Raw genomic sequence first — 22,369 nt, forward strand, 5'->3', positions numbered from 1 at the left:
GCACCAATGAGCGTCATTGAGCTCGGCCGGTCCCGTGGAGTGGCACGTCTGGCGTGTTCCGACCGGAATACCCGAGTGGCTTCTTCGGTGAATTCGCAGCACCGCACACTCCGAAATGATCCTCCCTACTCGGGGAATCTACGGGTGGCTCGTCGAACCGGACAACCCCTACGCGGTTGCCGCAGCCCCCTAAGGCTGTCCCGTAATCCCTGGCGGGTGTGCGACGACAGCCCTTAGCCGGGAACCCCCTACCCGGAGTGCGTACCCCGGGCGAGGAGGAGTGCGCCGCGCAGGGAGGAGAGCCCGCCGAGTGCGGCGGCCCGGACGGGGGCGAGCGGGTGGCCGGGCCTGGTGAGGGCGGTCGCGGCGGCTGCCACCCGGTCGGTGTATCCGGGCAGGCCGTCGGCGAATCCGCCACCGATCAGGGCCAGGGAGGGGTGCACGAGTTCGTTGAGGTTGACGACGGCGACGGCCAGGGCGGCGCAGCTTTCCTCCACGGCGGCGACGGCCCAGGGCTCGTCGTCGCGCAGGCCTTGCCCGAGTTCGTCGAAGGTCGTCGTGGTACCGCGCAGCCGCGCCGCCCTGCGCAGGGTGGCCGGGCCGGATGCGATGGCCTGTACGCAGCCGTGGCGGCCGCAGTCGCAGCGCGGTCCTGTCCTGTCGACGATCATGTGGCCGACTTCGCAGGAACCGCGGTCCGCGCCGGGGCAGAGCCGGCCGTCGAGGACCGTGCCGCCGCCGATGCCGGTGCCGACGCCGAGGTAGACGAGGTTCCGGCAGCCCGCCGCGTCGGCCTCGGCGAGGGCGGCGAGGTCTCCGTCGTCGGCCCAGGCGACCTCGCTCCCGGGGAACAGGGGGTGGAGCGCGCCACGCAGGTCGAGTCCCGTCCAGGAGGGGCGGTTCGGCCAGGTGGTCACCCGGCCGGTGCCGTCGACGGTTGCGGGCATGGCGATGCCGACGGAAGCGACCGGGCCGGGCGTTCCGGCGAGGAGCGCGCGGACCTGCGTGGCGAGGACGGACAGATCGTCGCGTGCGGACAGGTCGTCGCGTGCGGACACGTCGCCGCGTGCGGTGCTTTCGGGGCTCGGCCAGGGGAACACGGCCTCCTGGGATTGCGTACCGTTCTCGGCGCGCAGGGCGACTTTGGTGCCGCCTATGTCGATTCCCAGATACGTCACCGTGTTCTCCATGGCCGGGCTCCCTCGTCCGCTATTCGCCGGAAGTGTTTCCGGTGGCGGGCACGGCGAGAATGTCGAAAGAAAGGTTGAGGTATCGGGCGGTCATGCCTTTGTCGACGGTGATGCCGAATGCGTACCTGTCGATTCGGGTGGTGGCGCTGAAGCGGATTCCTTCGGCCCTGTATTCCGGCTGTCCGACGGTGAGTTCGACGGGCTGAGCGGTGGCTTTGACGGTCAGTTCTCCGCGCAGGACGTATCCGGCGCCCGTGTCCTGGACGGCGTTCGAGGCGAAGGTGAAGTGGGGGTGCGCCGCGGTGTCCAGGTACTTGGGTGAGCGCACGACCTTGTCGCGGCTACCGCTGCCGGTCGTGAAGCTGTCGGCGGCGACGACGGCCGTGGCCGACGACTGCGTGGGATCGGCGGCGATGTGCACCTGGCCCGAGGCGAGGGCGAACGTTCCGTCCACGGCGCCCAGGCCGAAGACGTGTCGTGTGGTGAAGGCGATCGTGCTGCGTCCGGCGTCGATGGTGTAGGTGCCGGGTGCGGGAGTGGTGGGCTGGTCGTCAGTCGTGCGTGGCATGTGAGTCCTTGGGGGAGGTGGTGGGTCTGCGGCGTCCGGAAGAGGTCAGCGGCGTCCGAGAGGGGTGCGCTCGGTCGTGGCACCCTCGTTGCGCAGGTCCACGGGGAGATCCTTTCGGCGCTTCACGTTGAGCTTCCGGTAGACGCGTGTCAGGTGCTGCTCCACCGTACTTGCGGTGATGTGCAGTTTCCCGGCGATCTCTCGGTTCGTGCAGCCCATCACGGCCAGTGCGGCGACCCGCCGTTCGGAGCCGGTGAGGGAGGTGATGCCGTCGGCGCCCACAGGAGCCGGCTCGAATCCGCCGAATCCGCTGAAGTCGCCGGAGGCCGCCATGAGTTCCTTGCTCAGCGGACCCGCGTCGCACAGCTTCGTCACGTGCCAGGCCCTGCGGAAGACCATGCGGGCCCGCCGGTGTTCGTCGAGTGCGTGATAGCTGCGGCAGAGGTCGACGAGCACCCTGGCCTGTTCGTAGCCGTCGCCGCAGTCCTCCAGGAGGTCCAGTGCTTCGGTGAGCAGTTCGGGCTGTCTGCTGACGGGGCCGAGCGCGGCCAGGAGGCGCAGTGCCGAGCCGCGGGCGCGTGGATCGTCGGCACCGGCTCTGGTCAGCTCGTCGTAGACGAGGCGCTTGGCCTGGTCCGGGTTGCCGAGGCGCAGCCAGGCCTCGGCGGCTCCGGTGCGCCAGGGGATGAGCGCCGACGCGTCCAGGCCCCAGGCGCGCATGAGTTCGCCGCAGGACAGGAAGTCGGCGAGGGCGGCGTGCGGGTGGTTGGTGGCGAGGTGGAAGTGTCCGCGGGCGTCGAGATAGTGCAGTCCGTATCGGCTGCGGAACATGGCGTCGGTCGTGGAGTGCGTGAGGCACTTCGCTGCTTCCTCGTAGTCGCCGGTTCTGGTGGCGGCGAGGACGAGGCTGCCCAGCGGCAGGCCGATGGCGATTCCCCAGGCCTTGGGCGCGAGGTGGGTCAGTGCCTGGCGTGCGTGGTCGGCGCCGGCCGTCAGGTCGCCCTGTCTGATGGCCGCTTCGGCGCGCATGGCGGCCAGCGTCGCGGTGCGCACCGGGGTCTGCCGGGGGGCGGCCGGGTCGTTCAGGCGGTCGCACCAGTCCGCGGCGCTGCCGGGGCGCCCGGCGCAGATCAGTACGGACAGGGCCAGTTGGACGGCCTCTTCGGTCCAGGGGCTGCGGCGGCCGACGCCGGTCTCCGCGAGGATCTGTTCGGCGCGGTCGGCGGCCTGCCGGTCGGGGCCGCGGGTGATCAGGTCGCCGAGGTCGGCGGCCGAGCGCCACCACGGGTCGCTGAGCGGGGTGAGCAGGTGGCCGATGTCGCCGCCGCGGGTGAGGGGGTGGCGGCTTCTGCGGGCGAGCGGGGGGTGGGTGGCGGCCAGCCACCTTTCGATGTCGCGGGCTTCGGTCCATTGGTCGCCCGCGGTGCTCCTGAGGTGTCTGAGGACGGTCTCGGCCTCGTCGGTCCTGCCGTGCCAGAGCAGGTGCCTCAGGAGGACGAGGCGGTCGCCTTGGTCGAGCCGGCCGCTGCGTACGGCGGCGACGAGCGGGGTGAGGTGGCGGGCCGCGGCGGAAGGGCTGAGTTCCCATTCGGCCTGGGCGAGGCGTGCCCTGATGGCCGGCCTGTCCTGTTCGTCGGGGCTCGATCGGTGGGCGAGTTTGAGGCACTCGGTGGCCAGCCATGGGTCTTCGCCGAGCATCGCCTGTTCGGCCGCTTCCAGGAGCACCCGCACCGCCCAGGGGCCGTGGGTGTGCCTGGCTTCCACGAGGTGCCGGGCGACGCTCATCGTGGGTGCGCCCCGGTCGTGCATCAGCTGGGCGGCGCGGCGGTGCAGGGCGAGGCGGTCCTGCGGGGAGATGTCGTCGACGACCGCGGCACGGGCCACCGGGTGGCGGAAGGCGCGCTTGTCGATGAGTCCGGCGGCGTCCATGTCGTGCAGGGCCCGGCTGACGGTCTCCGTGTCGAGCCCGGCCAGCTGGCTCAGTTCGTCGACGCCGCACTCCTCGCCGAGCACGGCGAGGGAGCGGGCCACCTGGAGGACGGCGAGCCGGTCGCGGTGCAGGCAGCTCAGCAGGGCGAGTCCGTATCCCTGGGCGCGGGGCTCGCCGGCGATGTGCCGGTCCTCGATGAGGGCGTGCAGGAGCAGGGGGTTGCCTCCGCTGGCGCGGAAGAACGCGTCGGTGTCCCAGGGTGACGCGTCGTCGGTGCTGGTCTCGGCCGGAGGGGCGTCGGCGGTAAAGGTGTCGGCCAGGGGGGTGTCGTCGGCGGGTGTCCCGGCCCCGCCCTGCAGCACCGCGGCGACGCCTTCGCGGGTGAGGGGTGCGAGGCGCAGCTGGTGGAAGTGCGGCTGCCTGCGCAGCTCGGCGCGGAACGGCGAGTGCTGCCTCTCGAACTCCGCCTCGTCGGTGAGGACCACCAGGACGCGGGCCGAGGCGAGCCGGCGCGCGATGTAGAGGAGGCAGTGCAGGGAGGGGACGTCGGCGTGCTGGACGTCGTCGACGGCGATCAGCAGGGGCGCCCGGGCGGCGAGGTCGAGGACGGCCACGCCGAGGCCGTGGACGATGCGCACGACCGCGGCTTCGACGGCGTCGTGGTCCGGCCGGGAAGGGGCGTCCGCGGACGCCCCTTCCCTCAGTAGCCATTCCACTCGGGCGCTGAGTTCGCCCGGCAGGGCGTCGCTGCGCAGGAGTTGGCTGAGCACCCCGAAGGGCAGGGACTGCTCGGCGCGCGAGCAGGTGGCGCGGAGTACGCGGACGTCCTCGGGGGCCCGGTCCGCGCACACTCTCAGGAGTTCGGTCTTGCCCGTCGTCGTCGGGCCGTTCAGCAGGACGATCTGTCCCCGCCGTCCGCGGCACTCGTTCATCAGCCGGTCCAGGTACCGTACCTGTTCGTCCCGCTCGACCAAACGCACCCGTTCACCCCTGCCCCCGCTGTGTGCACCGCCGGTTGTAGCTGCCCGTCACTCCGCCGGCTTGTGCGCGACGGCCATGACGTAGTCGATGCCCGCGAGTTCCTTCTTCAGGAGCTCCTGGTCGCTCCAGTTGCGGGACATGCCCTTGTAGCTGGTGGAGTTGACCTTGGCCTTGTACGAAGGGCTGGCGAGCCTGTTGACCATGAACTGGCGGTACTGCTCCCACACGCGGTCGCGGATGGAGTCGACGCGTGCCTGCTCGAAGCCGGCTTCGCCGAGCTCCTTGGTGTAGGTGTCGGCGGTGTACCAGTTGGCCTCGTCGTAGCTGATGAGGATCCAGCTCAGGGCGCGCGACTTGAGTTCCTTGCGCACCACGTCGTCGTTGGTGGGCAGGACGTCGGCGACGGCGAGGACACCGCCGGGCCGCAGCACGCGGAACGCCTCCTTGAAGAAGTCGCTGCGCGGATAGAAGTGGAAGGCGGATTCGAGGGCCACCACGCGGTCGAAGGTGTTGTCGGGGAAGGGGATGTCGGTGGCGGAGCCCTGCTGGAAGTCGAGCTTGTCCGCGACTCCTTCCTTCGTGGCCCTGTTGCGTGCGTGCTCGATCTGGTGGGGTGTGATGTTCAGACCGTGGATCTTCTTGGGCTGTCGGTTGCGCAGCCAGGAGAAGTCCTGGTCGCCGTAGCCGAATCCGAGGTCGAGGACGGTGTCGCCGCTCTGCATCCCGGCGGCGTCGGCCAGTTTGGTGGCCATTTCCTCGGCTGCTTCGTCGAGACTGGTGACGCCGTCGTTCCAGTAGCCGAAATTGCAGTACGTCGTGGTGCGCTCGACGAACTCGAAGCTCGGCGGCATGAACTGGTAGAGGCGGCGGGTCCGTTCGACGGGGTCGCCCGTCGTCATCATCTTGACCAGCTTGCCGAACTGCTTCACTGCTTCGAACATCTGCGGAGCTGCCTTTCCCGTGCTGTGTGGCATGAGGGGAGTTCAGGGCTGCGTGTGCTCGAGTCGGCCACGCAGATCTTCGACGAGCGCGGCCAGGTCGTCGCGGTCGCGGGTGGTGCCGAAGAGGTAGAAGTCGGGGCGTACGAGCATGCCGGTCGCGGTGCCGGCGGCCGCTTCGGCGAGGTAGGGGAGGTAGACGTCGTCGATGTCGACGACGTCGTGCTCCCCGGCCTTCTCCGGGGCCGTGCCCGCGGGCAGCACCCGCACCGGACGGGTGCCCAGGGCGTCGAGGAACGCCAGGTCCGCGGGGTCGAGGAGGAGCTGCGGGTCCTCGGTGCAGAGCAGGGTGAATCCGGTGCCGACGATGTCGTCGAAGAGGCCGGTTCTGCCGCCCCGTGCCACTCGGGCCTGCGGGACGAGGTCGCCCGCGCCGGGCTGGGGTGCTTGGCCGGTCCCGGTGCGCAGCAGTCCGCCGGTGAGCGACTGGGCGAGGGCGGGGCCGCCCGGCGCCGCCTGGTCGCGGCCGCCGCGGGCACGGGCGCGGGCGGCCAGCAGGAAGGCGTCGCGCCCCGCGGCCGCGGCCCGGTCGGTCTGGCAGATCACCTCGCCCAGGGCGATGGACGTCTCGATGGCCGACCGTACATGGGAGCTGCGTTCGACGGTGTAGGTGTCGAGGAGCTGTTCGTCGGCGAGGCCGCCGAGTACCAGGTGCAGCTTCCAGGCGAGGTTGACGGCGTCGCGGAAGCCCGAGCACATGCCCTGCCCGACGAAGGGCGGCATGACGTGTGCGGCGTCGCCCGCGACGAGGAGCCGGCCCGAGCGCCACTGGTCGGCACAGCGGGCCTGTGTGGTGTAGACGGCGTGCCGTTCCAGGGTGGCGTTGTCGGGGTCGAGGCCGAAGAGTCCGAGGAGTTTCCAGACGTTGTCGATGTGGCCGAGTTCTTCGACGGTCTCGCCGGGTACGCGCATGAACTCCCAGCGCCGGTGCCCGGGTCCTGCCGAGACGGCCGTGCGCGGCCGGGCCGGGTCGCAGATCTGCAGGTTGTTGGGCTTGTACTCGCGCTTGTCGTGTGTGACGACATCGCAGATCAGCCAGTCGTGGGCGAAGGAGTAGTCGGTCACGGCGGGGTCGATGCGGCCGCCGACGAAGCTGTTGGCGCCGTCGCAGCCGATCACCCAGCGGGCGGAGTACGTGTGCCGGCCGCCGTCGGCGTCCTCGGTGACGACGTCGACCCGGTCCTCGTGCTCGGTCAGGTCCACGGCGGTCCGACCGCGGTGCACGGTGACGCCGGGCAGTTCCGCGCCGCGTTCGGCGAGCTCCGCCTCCAGGCCCGGCTGGTACATGGATGTCGACTCGGGCCAGCCCGAGGGGCTCTGTCCGGGTACGTCCATGTGGATGAGGGTCTGGCCGCGGCCGTTCTCCCACACGTACTCGCCGGTGGGTTCGCGGATGCCGTCCAGGCGGTCGGCGACGCCCGCGGCGGCGAGGATCCGGGCCGCCTCGCCGTCGTACGCGACGGCCCGGGGCATGCTGTACGGCTGCGGCCAGCGTTCGACGACCGTGACGGTGTGACCGTGCTGGGCCAGCAGGATCGTCGCCAGCTGGCCGACGGGACCGTAACCGACGATCAGCACATCGGAGTTCACCACTTCTGTTCTCCCTGAGCGTTCACGCGAAGGGCCCGGACCATGTTCAGGACCCCAGTTCGTTGTCGATGAGCCCGAAGATCTCGTCGTCGGTGGCCGAGTCGAAGTCGAAGTCGTCGTCCTCGGCGCCGAGTTCGTCGGCTCCGCCGCCCAGGGACCACCACTTCGCGGTCAGTGCCTCCAGGCGGGCCACGACGTGCGCGTGCAGTTCGCCGTCGGCGCCTGCCGTGGCGAACGCCGCATCCAGCCTGTCGAGTTCGGTGAGGACCGCAGGTCTGGCCCCGGGGACCGTGCCGAGCCTGTCGCCGAGGTGGTCCGCGAGGACGGTGGGGGTGGGGTAGTCGAAGATCAGCGTGGCGGGCAGCCGCACACCGGTGGCGGCGGTGAGGCGGTTGCGCAGGTCCACGGCTGTCAGCGAGTCGAAGCCGATGCCGCTGAACGCCTGGTCGGCCTCGATCGACGCGGCGGTGTCGTGGCCGAGTGCGATGGCCGCCTCGGTGCGCACCAGGTCGAGGAGTGCCTCGGCCCGTTCCGCGGCGGGCAGGGCGGTCAGGCGCTGGGTGAGCGAGGGCCCTTCGGCGGCCGCGGTGGCGCGTGCGGTTCTGCGCGGGGCGCGGACCAGGCCGCGCAGCAGCGGCGGCAGGTCCGCCGGGTCCGCGTCGCCGAGTGCGGCGAGGTTCAGTCGGGCGGGCATCAGCTGGGCGTGGCCCGACCGCAGGGCGGCGTCGAGGAGTCGCAGGCCCTCTTCGCTGCTCAGGGCGTCCATGCCGGCGCGTCCGCCGCGGCGCAGTTCGCCGGTGCCGAGCTGCCGTGTCATGCCGCTCGTCCGTGCCCACAGTCCCCAGGCGAGGGAGGTGGCCGGCAGGCCGTGCGCCTGCCGGTGCTGGGCCAGGGCGTCCAGGAAGGCGTTGGCCGCGGCGTAGTTGGCCTGGCCCGGGGTGCCGAGGAGGCCGGACGCGGAGGAGAACAGGACGAAGGCGGCCAGGTCGGTGTCCCTGGTCAGTTCGTGCAGGTGCCAGGCGGCGTCCGCCTTGGCCCGCAGCACGGGCTCGAACCGTTCGGGGCCGAGGGAGGTGACCACGCCGTCGTCGAGGACGCCGGCGACGTGCACGACGGCGGTCAGCGGGTGAGCGACGGGGATCGCTGCGAGGACGGCGGCCAGGGCGTCACGGTCGCCCGCGTCGCAGGCGGCGAGGGTGACCCGGGCGCCCTGCTCGGCCAGTTCGGCGCGCAGGGTGCGGGCGGCTTCGGAGGCGTCGCCGGTCCTGCTGACGAGCAGCAGGTTCCGTACGCCGTGTTCGGCGGCCAGGTGCCGGGCGACGAGGCCGCCCAAGGTGCCGGTGCCTCCGGTGATCAGGACGGTGCCCTCGGTGTCGAGGGTGCGGCCGTGTTCGGGTGCGGTGGCGGGCAGTCGGACGAGGCGGGGCACGAGTGCGCGGCCCGCGCGGATCGCGATCTGCGGTTCCCCGGAGGCGACGGCGGCCAGGGCGGCCGTCCGCGAGGCTTCGTGTCCGTCGAGGTCGGCCACGGCGATGCGGCCGGGGTGCTCGGACTGCGCGACGCGCACCAGGCCCCACACGGCGGCCATCGCAGGGTCGGGGGCGTCGCCGGTCCCGGTCCCTTCGGGCCGGCAGCCGCCGCGGGTGAGGATCAGGAGGCCGGGTCCTTCATGCCTCTCGTCCCCTTCGTCCAGGTGGTTCTGGACGGCCCGCAGGACGCGCTCGCACAGTTCACGTGTCCGCTCGGGGCCTTCGGCCGCCGTGGTGTCGGTGAGGTCGACGAGGAGCGGGCCCGGGGACTGCGGGCTGCTGTCGGTCAGGGGCAGCGGGGTCCAGTCGAGGTGGTGCATGAGGTCGTGCGGGGTCCGGTGGCCGCGCAACTGGTCGGCGGCGACGGGCCGGAACACCAGCGAGGCGAGCGAGAGGACCGGTGCGCCCGCGGGGTCCGTGGCCTCCAGGGAGAAGGCGTCGGGTCCCGCCGGGGCGAGCGTGACGCGCAGCGCGGTGGCTCCGGAGGCGTGCAGGGTGAGGCCGTTCCAGGCGAACGGGAGGAGCAGCCGGTCCTTGCCGATGCCGGACAGGGCGCCGAAGCTCGCCGCGTGCAGGGCGGCGTCGAGGAGCCCGGGGTGCAGGCCGAACTCCTGGGCGTCGGTGACCCGTTCTTCGGGCAGGGCGACTTCGGCGTGGACCTTGTCGCCGTGGGTCCAGACGCTGTGCAGTCCGCGGAAGAGCGGTCCGTACGCGTATCCGGCCTCGCGCATCGCCGGGTAGAAGCCGTCGGCGTCGGCGCTCCGCGCGGCCGGCGGCGGCCAGGTCCCGGTGGCGGTCGGCGGGGCGTCGGCCGTGGCGGGGGCGAGCAGGCCGTCGGCGTGCCGGGTCCAGGGCGTGTCGGGGGCCGCGTCGGCCGGGCGGGAGTGGACGGTCACGGGCCTGCGGCCCGTCCCGTCCGGGGCGGCGACGGCTATCTGGAGCTGGACGGCGCCCTGTTCGGGCAGGACGAGCGGGGCGGCGATGATCAGTTCGTCGACGTGGGAACAGCCGGTCTCGTCGCCGGCCCGTACGACGGCGTCGACGAGTGCGGTTCCGGGCACCAGGACGGCGCCGCCCACGGTGTGGTCGGCGAGCCAGGCGTGGGTGGACAGGGAGAGCCTGCCGGTGCAGAGCACTCCGCCGCCGTCCGGCAGGGTGACGAGGCCGCGCAGCAGCGGGTGTGCCGCGTCGGCGAGTCCGGCCGCGCCGGCGTCGCCCGCCGCCGTGCCGGGGTCCAGCCAGTAGCGGCGGCGTTGGAACGCGTAGGTGGGCAGGTCGACGCGGCGGGCGGCGCTGCCTGTGAACAGCGGGGCCCAGTCCACGGGGACGCCGTGGACGTGCAGCCGTGCGAGCGCGGAGACGACGGCCCGCGGTTCGCTCTGGTCGCGCCGCAGCGTGGGCACGGCGGCGACGGCTTCGCCCGCTTCGGCGAGGCAGTCCTGGACCATCGCGGTGAGCACTCCGCCGGGGCCGAGTTCGAGGAACGTACGGACTCCGTCGTCGTGGAGGGTGCGTACGGCGTCGTGGAAACGGACGGGCCGGCGGATCTGGTCGGTCCAGTAGTCGGGCGAGCACAGGGTCCCGGCGTCCGCGGACGCGCCGGTGCTGGTCGAGACGAAGGCAGTGGTGGGCGGCCGGAAGGTGAGCCGTTCCACGACGGCGCGGAAGCCGTCGAGCATCGGCTCCATGAGCGGCGAGTGGAAGGCGTGGCTGACGTGGAGCCGCTTGGTGACGTGCCCCCGTGCGGCGAGTTCCTCGGCCAGCCGCAGGACTTCGGTCTCGTCGCCGGAGAGCACCACGGACGAGGGGCCGTTGACCGCGGCGACGCTCACCCGGCTCTCGAGGCCGGCGAGCAGTGGCAGCACATCGTCCTCGGGCGCGTCGACCGCGACCATGGAGCCGCCGTGCGGGAGCGCCTGCATGAGCCTGCCGCGCGCGGCGACCAGGGCGCAGGCGTCGGCCAGCGAGAGCACTCCGCCGACGTGTGCGGCGGCGATTTCACCGACCGAGTGTCCGGCGACGACGTCGGGACGTACTCCCCAGGACTCCATGAGCCGGTACAGCGCCACTTCCACGGCGAACAGCGCGGCCTGGGCCATCGCGGTCTGCTCCAGGAGCGCCGGGTCGTCGCCGAAGACCACGTCGCGCAGGGGGCGGGGCAGCCGTGGGTCCAGTTCGGCGCACACCTCGTCGAAGGCTTCGGCGAACACCGGTTGGGTGGCGTCCAGTTCGCGGCCCATGCCGATGCGCTGGGCGCCCTGTCCGGTGAAGAGCACCGCGCAGCGTCCGGTGGCCGCGGCGCCCTGAGTGAGCGCGGCGGCCTGTTCGTCGCGGGCCAGGGCCCGCAGTCCGGCGAGGAGCCCGTCCCTGTCGTCGGCGACGACGACGGCCCGGTGCTCCAGTGCGGAGCGGGAGGTGAGGGAGTACGCGATGTCGGCGGCATCGGGTGCCGGGGTCCCTTCGGCGAACTCCACGAGGCGTTCGGCCTGGGCGCGCAGCGCCTGCGGGGTGCGGGCGGAGAGCAGCCACGGCACGGTGGGCAGCTGCCGCGATCGGGTCGGGTCGTCGGCGTGCTCCGGGGCCGTGGCGGTTGGGGTGCCGTCCTCGGCGGGGGCCTGTTCGAGGATGACGTGGGCGTTGGTGCCGCTGATGCCGAACGACGACACTCCGGCCCGTCGTGCCCGGTCGTCGACGGACCAGTCGCGGGGCTCGGTGAGCAGTTCGACGGCGCCGGTGGTCCAGTCGATGTGCGGGGACGGCTCGTCGACGTGCAGGGTGCGGGGCAGCACGCCGTGCCGCATCGCCATCACCATCTTGATCACGCCTGCCACGCCGGCGGCGGCCTGGGTGTGCCCGATGTTGGACTTCAGGGATCCCAGCCACAGCGGGTGGTCCGCCGGCCTGTCCTGGCCGTAGGTGGCGAGGAGGGCGTGTGCCTCGATGGGGTCGCCCAGGGTGGTGCCGGTGCCGTGTGCCTCCACGGCGTCCACGTCGGCCGCGGTCAGCCCGGCGTCGGCGAGGGCCTGCCGGATGACGCGCTGCTGCGATGTGCCGTTGGGGGCGGTGAGTCCGTTGCTCGCGCCGTCCTGGTTGATGGCCGTGGCGCGTACGACGGCCAGGACCGGGTGGCCGTTGCGGCGGGCGTCGGACAGCCGCTCGACGAGCAGGAGGCCCGCGCCCTCGGACCAGCCGGTGCCGTCGGCCGAGGCGGCGAAGGCACGGCACCTGCCGTCGGTGGACAGCCCCTGCTGCCGGGAGAACTCGACGAATCCGTCCGGTGTCGCCATCACCGTCACGCCGCCGGCCATGGCCAGGTCGCACTCGCCCGACCGCAGGGCCTGGCAGGCCATGTGCAGGGAGACGAGGGACGACGAGCAGGCCGTGTCCACGGTGACGGCGGGGCCTTCGAGGCCGAAGGTGTACGCCACGCGTCCGGAGAGCACGCTCGCCGCGTTGCCGGTGACGAAGTACCCCTCGACGCCGCGCCGGTCGGGGCTCTGTCCGGAGCCGTAGTCCTGGTGCATGGCGCCGACGAACACGCCGGTCCTGCTGCCGTGCAGGGACTGCGGGTCGATGCCCGCCCGTTCCAGGACCTCCCACGCCGTCTCCAGGAGCAGCCGCTGCTGCGGGTCCATCGCCAGTGCCTCGCGGGGCGAGATCCCGAAGAAGGCGGCGTCGAAGTCGCCCGCGTCGTAGAGGAAGCTCCCGTGCCGGACGTACGACTTGCCGGTCTTGGCGGGGTCGGGGTCGTAGAGGTCGTCGACGTTCCAGCCGCGGTCGGTGGGGAACGCGGCCACGGCGTCGCCGCCGGTGTCGACGAGTTTCCACAGGTCTTCCGGGGAGGCGATGCCGCCCGGCAGTCTGGTGCTCATGCCGACGATGACGATCGGGTCGTCGTCGGGTCCGGCGGCAGCCGGGTCCGGCACGGGCGGCTGCTCGGGACCGGTCCCGAGCAGCCGGCCGCGCAGCCGGTCCGCGAGGGCCGTGGGCGTCGGGTGGTCGAAGACCAGCGTCGACGGCAGCGTCAGCCCGGTCGCCTCGGCCAGGCGGTTGCGCAGTTCGACGGCGGTCATGGAGTCGAAGCCCTGGTCGCGGAAGGCGCGGGTGGCGTCGACGGCGTCGGCGCCGGTGTGGCCGAGCACGGCGGCGGCCTGGGCGCGGACCAGGTCGAGCACGGTCCGGTCGCGTTCGGGCCCGGTCAGCGCGGCGAGCCGGGCCGCCAGGCCGGTGGCGGGCCGCTGTTCGTCCCCGTCGGGCGTCGTGGGCGCGGCCTGTGCGGCGCGTACGTCGGGCAGGTCCTGGAGGAGGGGGCTCGGGCGGCTCATGGTGAACGCGGCGTGGAACCGCGCCCAGTCCATGTCCGCGACGGCCACGCAGGTGTCGTCGTGCTCGACGGCGCGCACCAGTGCGGCGAGGGCGCTGTGCGGGTCCATGCCGAGCAGGCCGAGCCGCCGCAGTCGTTCGGCGGTGCCCGCCTCGGCGCCGAGTCCGATGCCGCCTCCCCACGAGCCCCAGGCCACGGCCGTAGCGGTCCGGCCCGCGGCACGGCGCCGTTCGGCGAGGGCGTCGAGGTAGGCGTTGGCCGCGGCGTAGGCGCCCTGGCGGCCCGCTCCCCATACGCCGGCGCCGGACGACATGAGGACGAACGCGTCGAGGGGGGTGTCGCCGAGGAGTTCGTCGAGCAGTGCCGCGCCCGCGGCCTTGCCGGCCAGGACCCGGGTGAACTCCTGGGCGTCGGTGGCGTCCAGGGGGCTGTCCTGGCCCACGCCCGCGGCGTGCACCACCGCGGTGAGGGGGTGCTCGCCGGGGGCGTTCGTCAGGAGGTCCGCAAGAGTGTCGCGGTCGGTGGCCTCACAGGCGGCGACCGTCACGCGTGTTCCCCGGGCGCGGAGTTCGGCGGCCAGTTCCTCGGCGCCCGGTGCGTGCGGGCCGCGCCGGCTGGTCAGGATCAGGTGTTCGGCGCCGGCCTCGGCGAGCCGGCGTGCCGCCTCGGCGCCGATGCCGCCGGTGCCGCCGGTGACCAGTACGGTGCCGTGCGGTTCCCATCGGCGGGCGGGGGGCGCGTCGCCGAGGGGTGCGGGGGTCAGGCGACGCGCGAAGACTCCGGTCGGCCGTACGGCCAGCTGGTCCTCGCCGTCACGCCGGCCGAGCGCTCCGGCCAGTCTGCTCAGGGCCCGCTCGTCGAAGGTCTGCGGCAGGTCCACGAGGCCGCCCCAGGTCTGCGGCCGCTCCAGGGCTGCGACCCTGCCGAGGCCCCACACCATGGCCTGTGACGGGCTGATCGCCGGGCCGCCGGGGCCGGTGGTGACGGCACCGCGGGTGAGCGTCCACAGGCGGGCGCCGCTGTCCGTGTCGGCGAGGGCCCGCACCAGCGCGGCCGTTCCCGCCAGGCCCGCGGTGTGGCCGGGGGCCTCGGGCACGGCGCGTTCGTCGAGTGCGAGGAGGGACAGCACTCCGTCGAAGTCGCCCTTCTCGTCGGCGTGTTGCCGGATGACCTCGGCGAGTCCGCCGGCTTCGGCGTGGCGCGGGTCCACGTCGATCCGCTCGAACCGCGCGCCCAGGGCCCGCAGCCCGTCGAGCAGCGTGTCCGGGTCCTGCCCGCCGGTGGCGGGATCGGTGGCGCCCGCACCGGTGGTGGGGACGACGGCGAGCCAACGGCCCGTGAGGGTTCCCGCGGTATCACCGGCCAGCCGCTGCCAGGTCACGCGGTAGCGCCACGCGTCGGCGGTGGACCGTTCCCGGTGCCGTCTGCGCCAGTCGGAGAGCACCGGCAGCGCGGCGGCGACCGCGCCCAGGTCGGCGCCCGTGTCCTGGCCTTCCGCGCGCAGGGCCGTGGCGAGGGCCTGCGGGTCGGCACTGTCGACGGCTTCCCAGAACGCCGCTTCGGCGGGGTCCGCTGTCGTCGTGGCACCGGATGCGGGGGCCGCTTCGAGCCAGTAGCGGCGGTGCTGGAACGCGTAGGTGGGCAGTTCCACGTGGCGCGCGCCGCTGCCGTGCGGGGACGGCGACCAGTGCACCGGGAGGCCGCGCACCCAGGTGGTGGCGAGCGAGGTGAAAAAGCGCCGCGGGCCGCCCTCGTCGCGGCGCAGTGTGCCGCACGCCAGTGCTTCGGCACCGGTGTGCTCGACGGTCTCCTGGACCGCGGGGGTCAGCACCGGGTGCGAGCTGATCTCCAGGAAGAACCCGAAGCCCTGCGCCAGCAGGGCGCGGGTGGCTTCCTCGAAGCGGACGGTCTGGCGGAGGTTGCGGTACCAGTACCGCCCGTCGAGTTCGCGGGTGTCCAGCCAGCGGTTGTCGACGGTGGAGTAGAAGGGGATGTCCGAGGAGCGCGGGGCGATCGGCTCCAGCGCCCGGAGGAGTTCGTCCTCGATCTGTTCGACGTGCGCCGAGTGCGAGGCGTAGTCCACGGGGATGCGGCGCGCCCGCACCCCGTCCTCGGCGAGTTCGGCGGCGAGGGCGTCCAGTGCGTCGAGGGTCCCGGCGAGGACGACCGAGGAGGGGCTGTTGACCGCGGCCGTGGCGATCTGTTCCCCGTACCCGGTGGCGGAGAGGCGTCTGGCGGCCTCGTCGGAGGCGAGCGCGACCGGCATCATGCCGCCGCGGCCCGCCAGGTGCTGGGCGATGGCCCTGCTGCGCAGCGCCACCACTCGGGCCGCGTCCGGCAGGGACAGCGCCCCCGCCACGCAGGCGGCGGCGATCTCGCCCTGGGAGTGGCCGACCACCGCGTCGGGTTCGACGCCGTGGGAGCGCCACATCCGGGCGAGGGAGACCATGACGGCGAACGACGCGGGCTGGACGACGTCGCAGCGGTCGAGGGTGGGTGCTCCGGGGACCTGCCGGACGACGTCGAGGAGCGACCAGTCGACGTGCGGTGCGAGCGCGTCGGCGCACTCCGTCATGGCCTGGGCGAACACCGGTGAGGAGTCGAGGAGTTCGGCGCCCATGCCGGCCCACTGGGAGCCCTGGCCCGGCAGGACGAACACCACCTTGCCCTCGAGGTCCGCGCTGCCGGTGAGCACGCTCGGCGTGGGGGTGCCTTCGGCCAGGGCGGCAAGGCCGTGCCGGGCTTCTTCCCGGTCGGCGGCCACGACGACGGCCCGCTGCTCCAGGGCTGCGCGGGTGGTAGCCAACGCCTGTGCCACGTCGGCGAGTTCCTGCTCGGGCCGGGTGGTCAGATGGGCGTCGAGGCGGGCCGCCTGGGCCTGCAGTGCCTGGTGTCCACGCGCGGAGACCGGCAGTGTCAGGGGGCCTTCGCCGCCCGTCCGCTCGCCGTCGCCGTCCGGGACGGGCGCGGGTACGTGCTCCAGGATGACGTGGGCGTTGGTGCCGCTCACTCCGAACGAGGAGACCGCGGCCCTGCGGGGCCGTCCCGTCTCCGGCCAGGAGCGTGCCTCGGTGAGCAGTTCGACCGCGCCCGCCGTCCAGTCGACGTACGAGGAGGGCTCGTCGACGTGCAGGGTCTGCGGCAGCACACCGTGCCGCATCGCCATGACCATCTTGACGACGCCGGCCACGCCCGCGGCGGCCTGTGCGTGCCCGATGTTGGACTTCAGCGATCCGAGCCACAGCGGGCGGTCCGCAGGCCGGCCCTGGCCGTAGGTGGCGAGGAGTGCCTGGGCCTCGATGGGGTCGCCCAGGGTGGTGCCCGTGCCGTGTGCCTCTACGGCGTCGACCTGGTCGGTGGTGAGCCGGGCCTGGGCCAACGCCTGCCGGATCACCCGCTGTTGAGCGGGTCCGCTGGGTGCGGTCAGGCCGTTGCTCGCGCCGTCCTGGTTGATCGCGGAGCCGCGCAGCAGTGCGAGGACCTGGTGGCCGTTGCGCCGTGCGTCCGACAGCCGTTCCAGGAGGAGTACGCCGACGCCCTCGGACCAGGAGGTGCCGTCCGCGGCCTCGGCGAACGCCTTGCACCTGCTGTCCGGGGCGAGCGCGCGCTGCCGGGAGAACTCGACGAACGAGCCGGGCTCGGCCATGACGGCCGCGCCGCCGGCCAGTGCCATGGTGCAGTCGCCCGCGCGCAGCGCCTGCGCCGCCAGGTGGAGGGCCACCAGGGAGGAGGAGCACGCGGTGTCGACGGTGATCGCGGGGCCCTCGAGGCCCAGGGTGTAGGCGACGCGGCCGGAGACGACGCTGCCCGCGGTGCCGATCCCGAGGTAGCCCTCGGTGCCCTGCGGGGCGTGTGCGACGCCGCTTCCGTAGTCGTGGTGCATCAGGCCGGAGAAGACGCCGACGTGCTGGCCGCGCAGTGACGTCGGGTCGATGCCGGCCCGCTCGAAGACCTCCCAGGAGGTTTCCAGGAGCAGCCGCTGCTGCGGGTCCATGGCGAGCGCCTCGCGCGGCGAGATCCCGAAGAAGGCCGCGTCGAAGTCGCCGGCGTCGTGGAGGAATCCGCCCTCGCGGACGTACGTCGTTCCCTGCCGGTCGGGGTCGGGGTCGTAGAGGGCGGCGATGTCCCAGCCGCGGTCGGCGGGAAACCCGGTGACGGCGTCGAGGCCCTGCTCCACGAGCTGCCACAGCTGTTCGGGGGAGGTGACGCCGCCCGGCAGCCGGCAGCCCATGGCCACGATGGCGACGGGGTCGTCGTCGGCGGCCGGCGGGACCACGGGGACGGGGGCCGGCACGGCGGTGTCGTCCAGGAGGACGTCGCGCAGGTGGCGGGCGAGCGCGGCCGGGGTGGGGTGGTCGAAGGCCACGGTGGCCGCGAGGTGCAGGCCGGTCGCCCCGGCCAGCCTGCCGCGGAGCTGGACAGCGCCCACGGAGGTGCAGCCGTGCTCCTTGAACGCCCGGTCGGCGCCGATGGCCTGGCCGCCGGTCAGGCCGAGGACCTGCGCGGCGTGGGTGCGTACGAGGTCGAGGAGCACCCGGTCGCGTTCGGCGTCCGGCAGGGCGGTGAGCTCCTGGCGCAGGGCGGCACCGTCAGCGCTGTCCCGGGGGGCCGAGCGCTCGGTCACCTCGATGATGTCGCGGAGCAGCGCGGGTATCTCGTCGGCGCGCAGCGCCTCGGGGACCGTGCGCAGCGCCATCAGGACGGCGTGGTCGGCGGTCCTTGCCGCGTCGAGCATGGCCCGGCAGTCGTGCGCGGAGAGCCTGCCGATGCCTGTGCGGGGCGCCGGGGCGCCGTCGGCGCCGAGTCCGTCGCCGGGGCCCCACGCCAGGGAGAGCGCGGGTTGCCCGACCGCGCGGCGGTGCTGGGCCAGGGCGTCGAGGAAGGCGGCGGCCGCGCCGTGTCCGGGCTGCCCGGCCTCGCCGAGCAGCCCGGCCGCCGAGGAGAAGAGCACGAAGGCGGCGAGGTGGTCGTCGGCGGTCAGCTCGTGCAGGTTGAGGGCGGCCGCCGCGGCGGCGGGCAGGAAGCCGGTGGTCCGCGGTTCCTGACGACCCCAGGTGTGGAACACCGCGGTGAGGGGCCGTTTGTTGCGGGCCAGTACGTCCGCGAGCGCGGCGCGGTCGGTGAGGTCGCAGGCCTCCAGGGAGACCCGGGCGCCGGCGCGGATCAGCTGGGCCTTGAGGTCGGCCGCGGCGCTGTCCGTCTCCCCTCCCCCGCTGACCAGCAGCACATGGCGTACGCCGTGGCCGATGACCAGGTGGCGGCCGGCCTCGGCGGCGGCCGCGCCGTCGGCCTCGCTGATCAGTACGGTGCCCCGGGGGTCGAGGGCGGGTTCGCGCGCGTCGGCCGCGAGGGTCGCCGCGCGGGCGAACCGGGGCAGCAGGACGACTCCGGAGCGCACCGCGAACTGCGGTTCGTCGTGGAAGAGGGCGAGCGGCAGCGCGGCGGCGGTCCGGTCGTCGCCGTCCAGGTCGGCCAGGACGAGGCGGCCGGGGTGTTCCGTCTGGAGGCACCGCACGTGGCCCCACAGGGCGCTCTGCCACAGGTCGGCGATGTCCTCGTCGGGCGCGGAGGCGACCGCCCGGCGGGTCGTCAGGAGCAGCGTGCCGTCGGCGAACCGCTCGTCGCGGAGCCAGTCCTCCAGGTCGCGGGCGTGCTGCCGCAAGCCGTCGTGCCCGGCGTCCCGTCCCGCGGCGAGCACGGTGACGTCCGGGGCGGGTGCGCCTGCCGTCACCGCGGTGCGCAGAGCCGCCGGGTCGGGGTACGCGGTCGCTTCCAGGCCGCGGTCGAGGAGTTCGGCGGTGAGGTGTGCGGTGTCCCGGCCGACCAGCGCCCAGCGTCCTGCGGGCACGGCCGGCGGGGGGACGGAGGTCAGGGGGACCCAGTCGAGGCGGAACAGCGACTCGTAGTGGCTGGTGCCGGACGCGCGCAGCCTGGCGGGCTGTTCGAGCAGGACATGGCGGGTGATCTTGCCGGATGCGGTACGGGGCACCTCGGCGATCTCGTAGAGCTCCTCGGGCACCTTGAAGTACGAGAGCTGTTCCCGGCAGGCGGCGAACAGGGCCTGCGGGTCGATTCCTTCGGGGCCGGGGACGATGCAGGCCACCGGTACTTCGCCGAGCGTCTCGTGCGGTTTGCCGACGACGGCGACGTCGGCCACGCCCGGCACCCGCCGCAGCACCGACTCGACCTCGCCGGGGTGGATGTTCTCGCCGCCCCGGATGATCAGTTCCTTGATGCGGCCGGTCACCGTGAAGTACCCGGCGGCATCGCGGCGGGCCAGGTCGCCGGTGTGGTACCAGCCGTCCTGGATCGCCTGGGCGGTGGCCTCGGGCTGGTTGTGATATCCGGCCATCACGCTCGGGCCGCTCACCCAGACCTCGCCCTCGGTCCCGCTGCCCACGTCCAGGCCCGTCTCCGGGTCCACCAGGCGCACGCCGAGGCCGGGTACGGGCAGGCCGCAGGAGCCCTCGACGCGGGCGCCGCTGGGCCAGTTGATCGTGATCGAACCGCAGGTCTCCGTGGAGCCGTACGCGTCGAGCAGCGGGGCGCCGAACGCCTCCTCGAAGGAACGGCGCAGCTCCGCCGTGGTGATCGCGCCGCCGACCAGGCACATGCGCAGCTCGGGTGCGGTGAAGCCCTGCCGTCGGGCGGCCCGGACCAGGTGGTGGTACATGGTGGGCACTCCGGCCAGGAAGGTGGCGGAGTCCTCCTTGAGCGCGTCGAGGACCTCTTCGGCCTCGAATCCGTCGACGATCCGCGCGCTCGCGCCTACCGCGGTGACGCCCAGCACACAGGCGATGTGGGACAGGCTGTGGAAGAGCGGCAGCGGCCAGAGCACGCGGTCGTCGGCGGACAGTCCGGGGACGGGGGCGTAGCAGGCGGCCACGGACCACAGGCAGTTGCGTTGTGTGGACAGCACGCCCTTGGGCCGGCCGGTGGTGCCCGAGGTGTAGAGCATCCAGGCCAGGTCGTCGAGTCCGAGGTCGTCCCGCGGCCCGGTGGCGGGTTCGGTGGTGGCCAGCGCCTCGAAGGCGAGGCTTCCCGCGGGCGCGTCGGCGGGTACGCCGCGGCTGCCGATGACCACGACGCGCAGGTCGCGGCGGTCGTCCAGGACGCGGGCGAGCTGCGGGAGGTGGGCGGCGTCGGTGATGATGACGCGGGCGCCGCTGTCGTCGAGGAGGTGGGTCAGTTCGGCATCGGTGGCACGGGGGTTGAACGGCGAGCCGATCGCGCTGGCCCGGGTGATGGCGAGGTAGCTCTCCACCATCTCGACGCAGTTGCCGAGGTAGATGGCCGCACGGTCCCCCGGCTGCAGCCGCAGTCCCGCGAGGTGGCCCGCCAGCCGTCCGGTGCGCTGTTCCAGCTCGGCGTAGGTCACGCTCCTGCGAGTGTCCAGAAAGGCGACCTTGCCCCCGAACCGATCGGCGTGTGCCCGCAGGAGTTCGGGCAGCGGCCGGATCAGTTCAGTACGCAACATGTCACCACATCCGTCGGTTGAGCGGAGTACCTCGCGCGGCCCGTATCCGCCGCCGGCTCACGGCGCAGGGCCGGTCGTCGATCAGTGTCGCGGCACGACGCGCTGTTCTGTACCCCTGTCCTCCCCCTAGGTCATCCCTATGTTTCTCCCGTACCGCGAAGGAGAAGTTCCCGGAACCCCAGCGCGAAGAACGCCCGGCGCGGCGAACTCCCCGGCGCGGCGAATTTCTCGGTCTCCGCGCATTCGACACCTCCGCGGTACGCGCATTTCGGAATGCGGCCGCATTGTGTGCCGGGAGAATGCTAACTTGATCTTTAACCTGTGCGGCGTGGACGTGGGGTCGTTGGCTTCTTCGTTCGTCGCTTTGCGGGGGCCGTTTTGCCGACCGTGTGCACGTCGTGGCGTGGGGTTGGCCGGGTGTTCTTGCGGCCGGGTGGCCGGCCTGGGCCGGGGTGGGAGGATTTCGGTGCTCCGGCGGGACAGGCTGCCTTGGGGCGGAGGTGCCGGAAATCGCGGCGGACTCGTGCGGGGGTGAGTCTGTCGGGCGGGCTCGGTTTCTCCCACGGCCGCCGGAGGTCGGCTGCCAGCGGGCGGGCCAGACGTAGCTGGGTGAAGACGGCGAGGATCAGCCAGGTCCAGCGGTCGGCTGCTTCGGGGGTGCGGATCTTGGGGCAGGTCCAGCCCAGGGTCTGCTTGAAGAGGCGGAAGGTGTGCTCGATGTCGAAGCGCCGCAGGAATGCCTGCCAGAGCAGGTCGACCTGGGTGGCGGTGGCGTCGGTGCCCGACCACCACAGCCACACCGGCTTCGGTGTCGCGCCGCTGGGCAGGTGCTCGACCTGCAGGCGGATCACGGTCCCCTCGATGACCGGCAGGGAGCCCAGCTGGGCGGTCCAGGCCGAGCGGTGGGTCAGTCTCGGGTGGAGCCGGTCCCAGGCCCGTGCGGTGGCGGTGCCGTAGAGACGGGTTGCGGTCACCGTCTGCGCGTCGGGTGTGTTCCAGGTGGTCGGGTCGCCGAAGACGAACTCGCCGCCGTGGCGGGGCGGGCGGCCCCGGGCGCCGGGCTCGCGGGGCGGGACTGCACGGCGCAGGACGCGGTCCGAACGCATCCGGCCCAGCACCTGCACCGGCAGATCCTTCAGCAGGAAGGCCAGCCGTGGCACGTCGTATCCGGCGTCCACCACGATCAGAACGTCCGGATCGCCGTCCTTCCACTGCCCGGCCGCCATCAGCCGCTCGACGAGCTCACGCATCTGCCCGGCCGTGACCGTGGCAGCATCATCCCCCGGGGCCAGACGCAGCGCGTCCAGCGGCGCCGTCCACGAACTGCGGCCCGTCTCCAGTGCGCAGATCACCGAGTACGGCCAGCCGGGCACGGGAATGTGCTGGTCCTTGCCCCGCCCGTAGGTGTGACACAGGATCCGCTGCGGTGAGGTGTGCGCGCTGGGCCGCAGCCAGCAGGTGATATCGGCGGCCAGGACCAGCCGGCCGTCCGCCGATCGCGGCAGAGGCACCGCGGTCAGGGCCCGCCGAAGCCGGGCCACATCGACCTCGCCCGCGGCCAGAGCGTCGTAGAGCCCACCATGCCCGCGACGATGCTCGCCCACCAGCGACAGCTCCACCAGCGACCGAACCGGACCATCGGCGCACAACACGGCGTCCGCGAGCTCGAACAACGCATCCGCCCGCCTGGTCAGACAGGAATAGAACTCACCCCGGAAGCGTGACAGTTCCGCAAACGGATCCTGCCGTACGACGCGATGCGACAGACTCATTCCCACGGCC

7 protein-coding genes are annotated in these 22,369 nt (G+C 73.1%); all 7 read right to left on the reverse strand.

The window, feature by feature from the left end; all coding sequences use genetic code 11:
* Positions 1 to 248: 248 nt before the first annotated feature.
* Positions 249 to 1,190 carry an ROK family protein gene (locus tag OHA19_RS43680; RefSeq protein ID WP_331749025.1) on the reverse strand — a complete coding sequence of 314 codons (942 nt, stop codon included), beginning with the start codon at positions 1,188 to 1,190 and terminating at the stop codon, positions 249 to 251.
* A 19-nt stretch (positions 1,191 to 1,209) separates the two neighbouring features.
* On the reverse strand, positions 1,210 to 1,758 hold the full coding sequence (locus OHA19_RS43685; RefSeq protein WP_331749022.1) for a YceI family protein: 549 nt from the start codon (positions 1,756 to 1,758) through the stop codon (positions 1,210 to 1,212).
* Between the two features lie 45 nt (positions 1,759 to 1,803).
* Entirely contained in the window at positions 1,804 to 4,668 is a 2,865-nt protein-coding gene (locus OHA19_RS43690) for an AAA family ATPase (protein ID WP_331754629.1), read from the reverse strand.
* Between the two features lie 48 nt (positions 4,669 to 4,716).
* Positions 4,717 to 5,610, reverse strand: a complete 894-nt coding sequence (locus tag OHA19_RS43695; RefSeq protein ID WP_331749016.1) for a methyltransferase domain-containing protein — start codon at positions 5,608 to 5,610, stop codon at positions 4,717 to 4,719.
* 42 nt (positions 5,611 to 5,652) lie between these two features.
* Complete coding sequence (locus OHA19_RS43700) at positions 5,653 to 7,260, reverse strand: bifunctional 3-(3-hydroxy-phenyl)propionate/3-hydroxycinnamic acid hydroxylase (protein WP_331749013.1); 1,608 nt, start codon at positions 7,258 to 7,260, stop codon at positions 5,653 to 5,655.
* Positions 7,261 to 7,303: 43 nt separating this feature from the next.
* Positions 7,304 to 20,587 carry a type I polyketide synthase gene (locus OHA19_RS43705; protein ID WP_331754631.1) on the reverse strand — a complete coding sequence of 4,428 codons (13,284 nt, stop codon included), beginning with the start codon at positions 20,585 to 20,587 and terminating at the stop codon, positions 7,304 to 7,306.
* Positions 20,588 to 20,901: 314 nt separating this feature from the next.
* Positions 20,902 to 22,359: an NF041680 family putative transposase gene (locus OHA19_RS43710; protein ID WP_331754634.1), complete on the reverse strand. Its 1,458-nt coding sequence runs from the start codon at positions 22,357 to 22,359 to the stop codon at positions 20,902 to 20,904.
* Positions 22,360 to 22,369 lie beyond the last annotated feature (10 nt).

This window comes from Streptomyces sp. NBC_00012 (assembly GCF_045040875.1).
Lineage (GTDB): Bacteria > Actinomycetota > Actinomycetes > Streptomycetales > Streptomycetaceae > Streptomyces.

What these genes read in the sequence shown, in the direction of transcription:
- OHA19_RS43710 (WP_331754634.1), bottom strand. Translation starts at nt 22,359, where the DNA reads ATGAGTCTGTCGCATCGCGTCGTACGGCAGGATCCGTTTGCGGAACTG.
- OHA19_RS43695 (WP_331749016.1), bottom strand. Translation starts at nt 5,610, where the DNA reads ATGTTCGAAGCAGTGAAGCAGTTCGGCAAGCTGGTCAAGATGATGACG.
- OHA19_RS43705 (WP_331754631.1), bottom strand. Translation starts at nt 20,587, where the DNA reads ATGTTGCGTACTGAACTGATCCGGCCGCTGCCCGAACTCCTGCGGGCA.
- OHA19_RS43685 (WP_331749022.1), bottom strand. Translation starts at nt 1,758, where the DNA reads ATGCCACGCACGACTGACGACCAGCCCACCACTCCCGCACCCGGCACC.
- OHA19_RS43680 (WP_331749025.1), bottom strand. Translation starts at nt 1,190, where the DNA reads ATGGAGAACACGGTGACGTATCTGGGAATCGACATAGGCGGCACCAAA.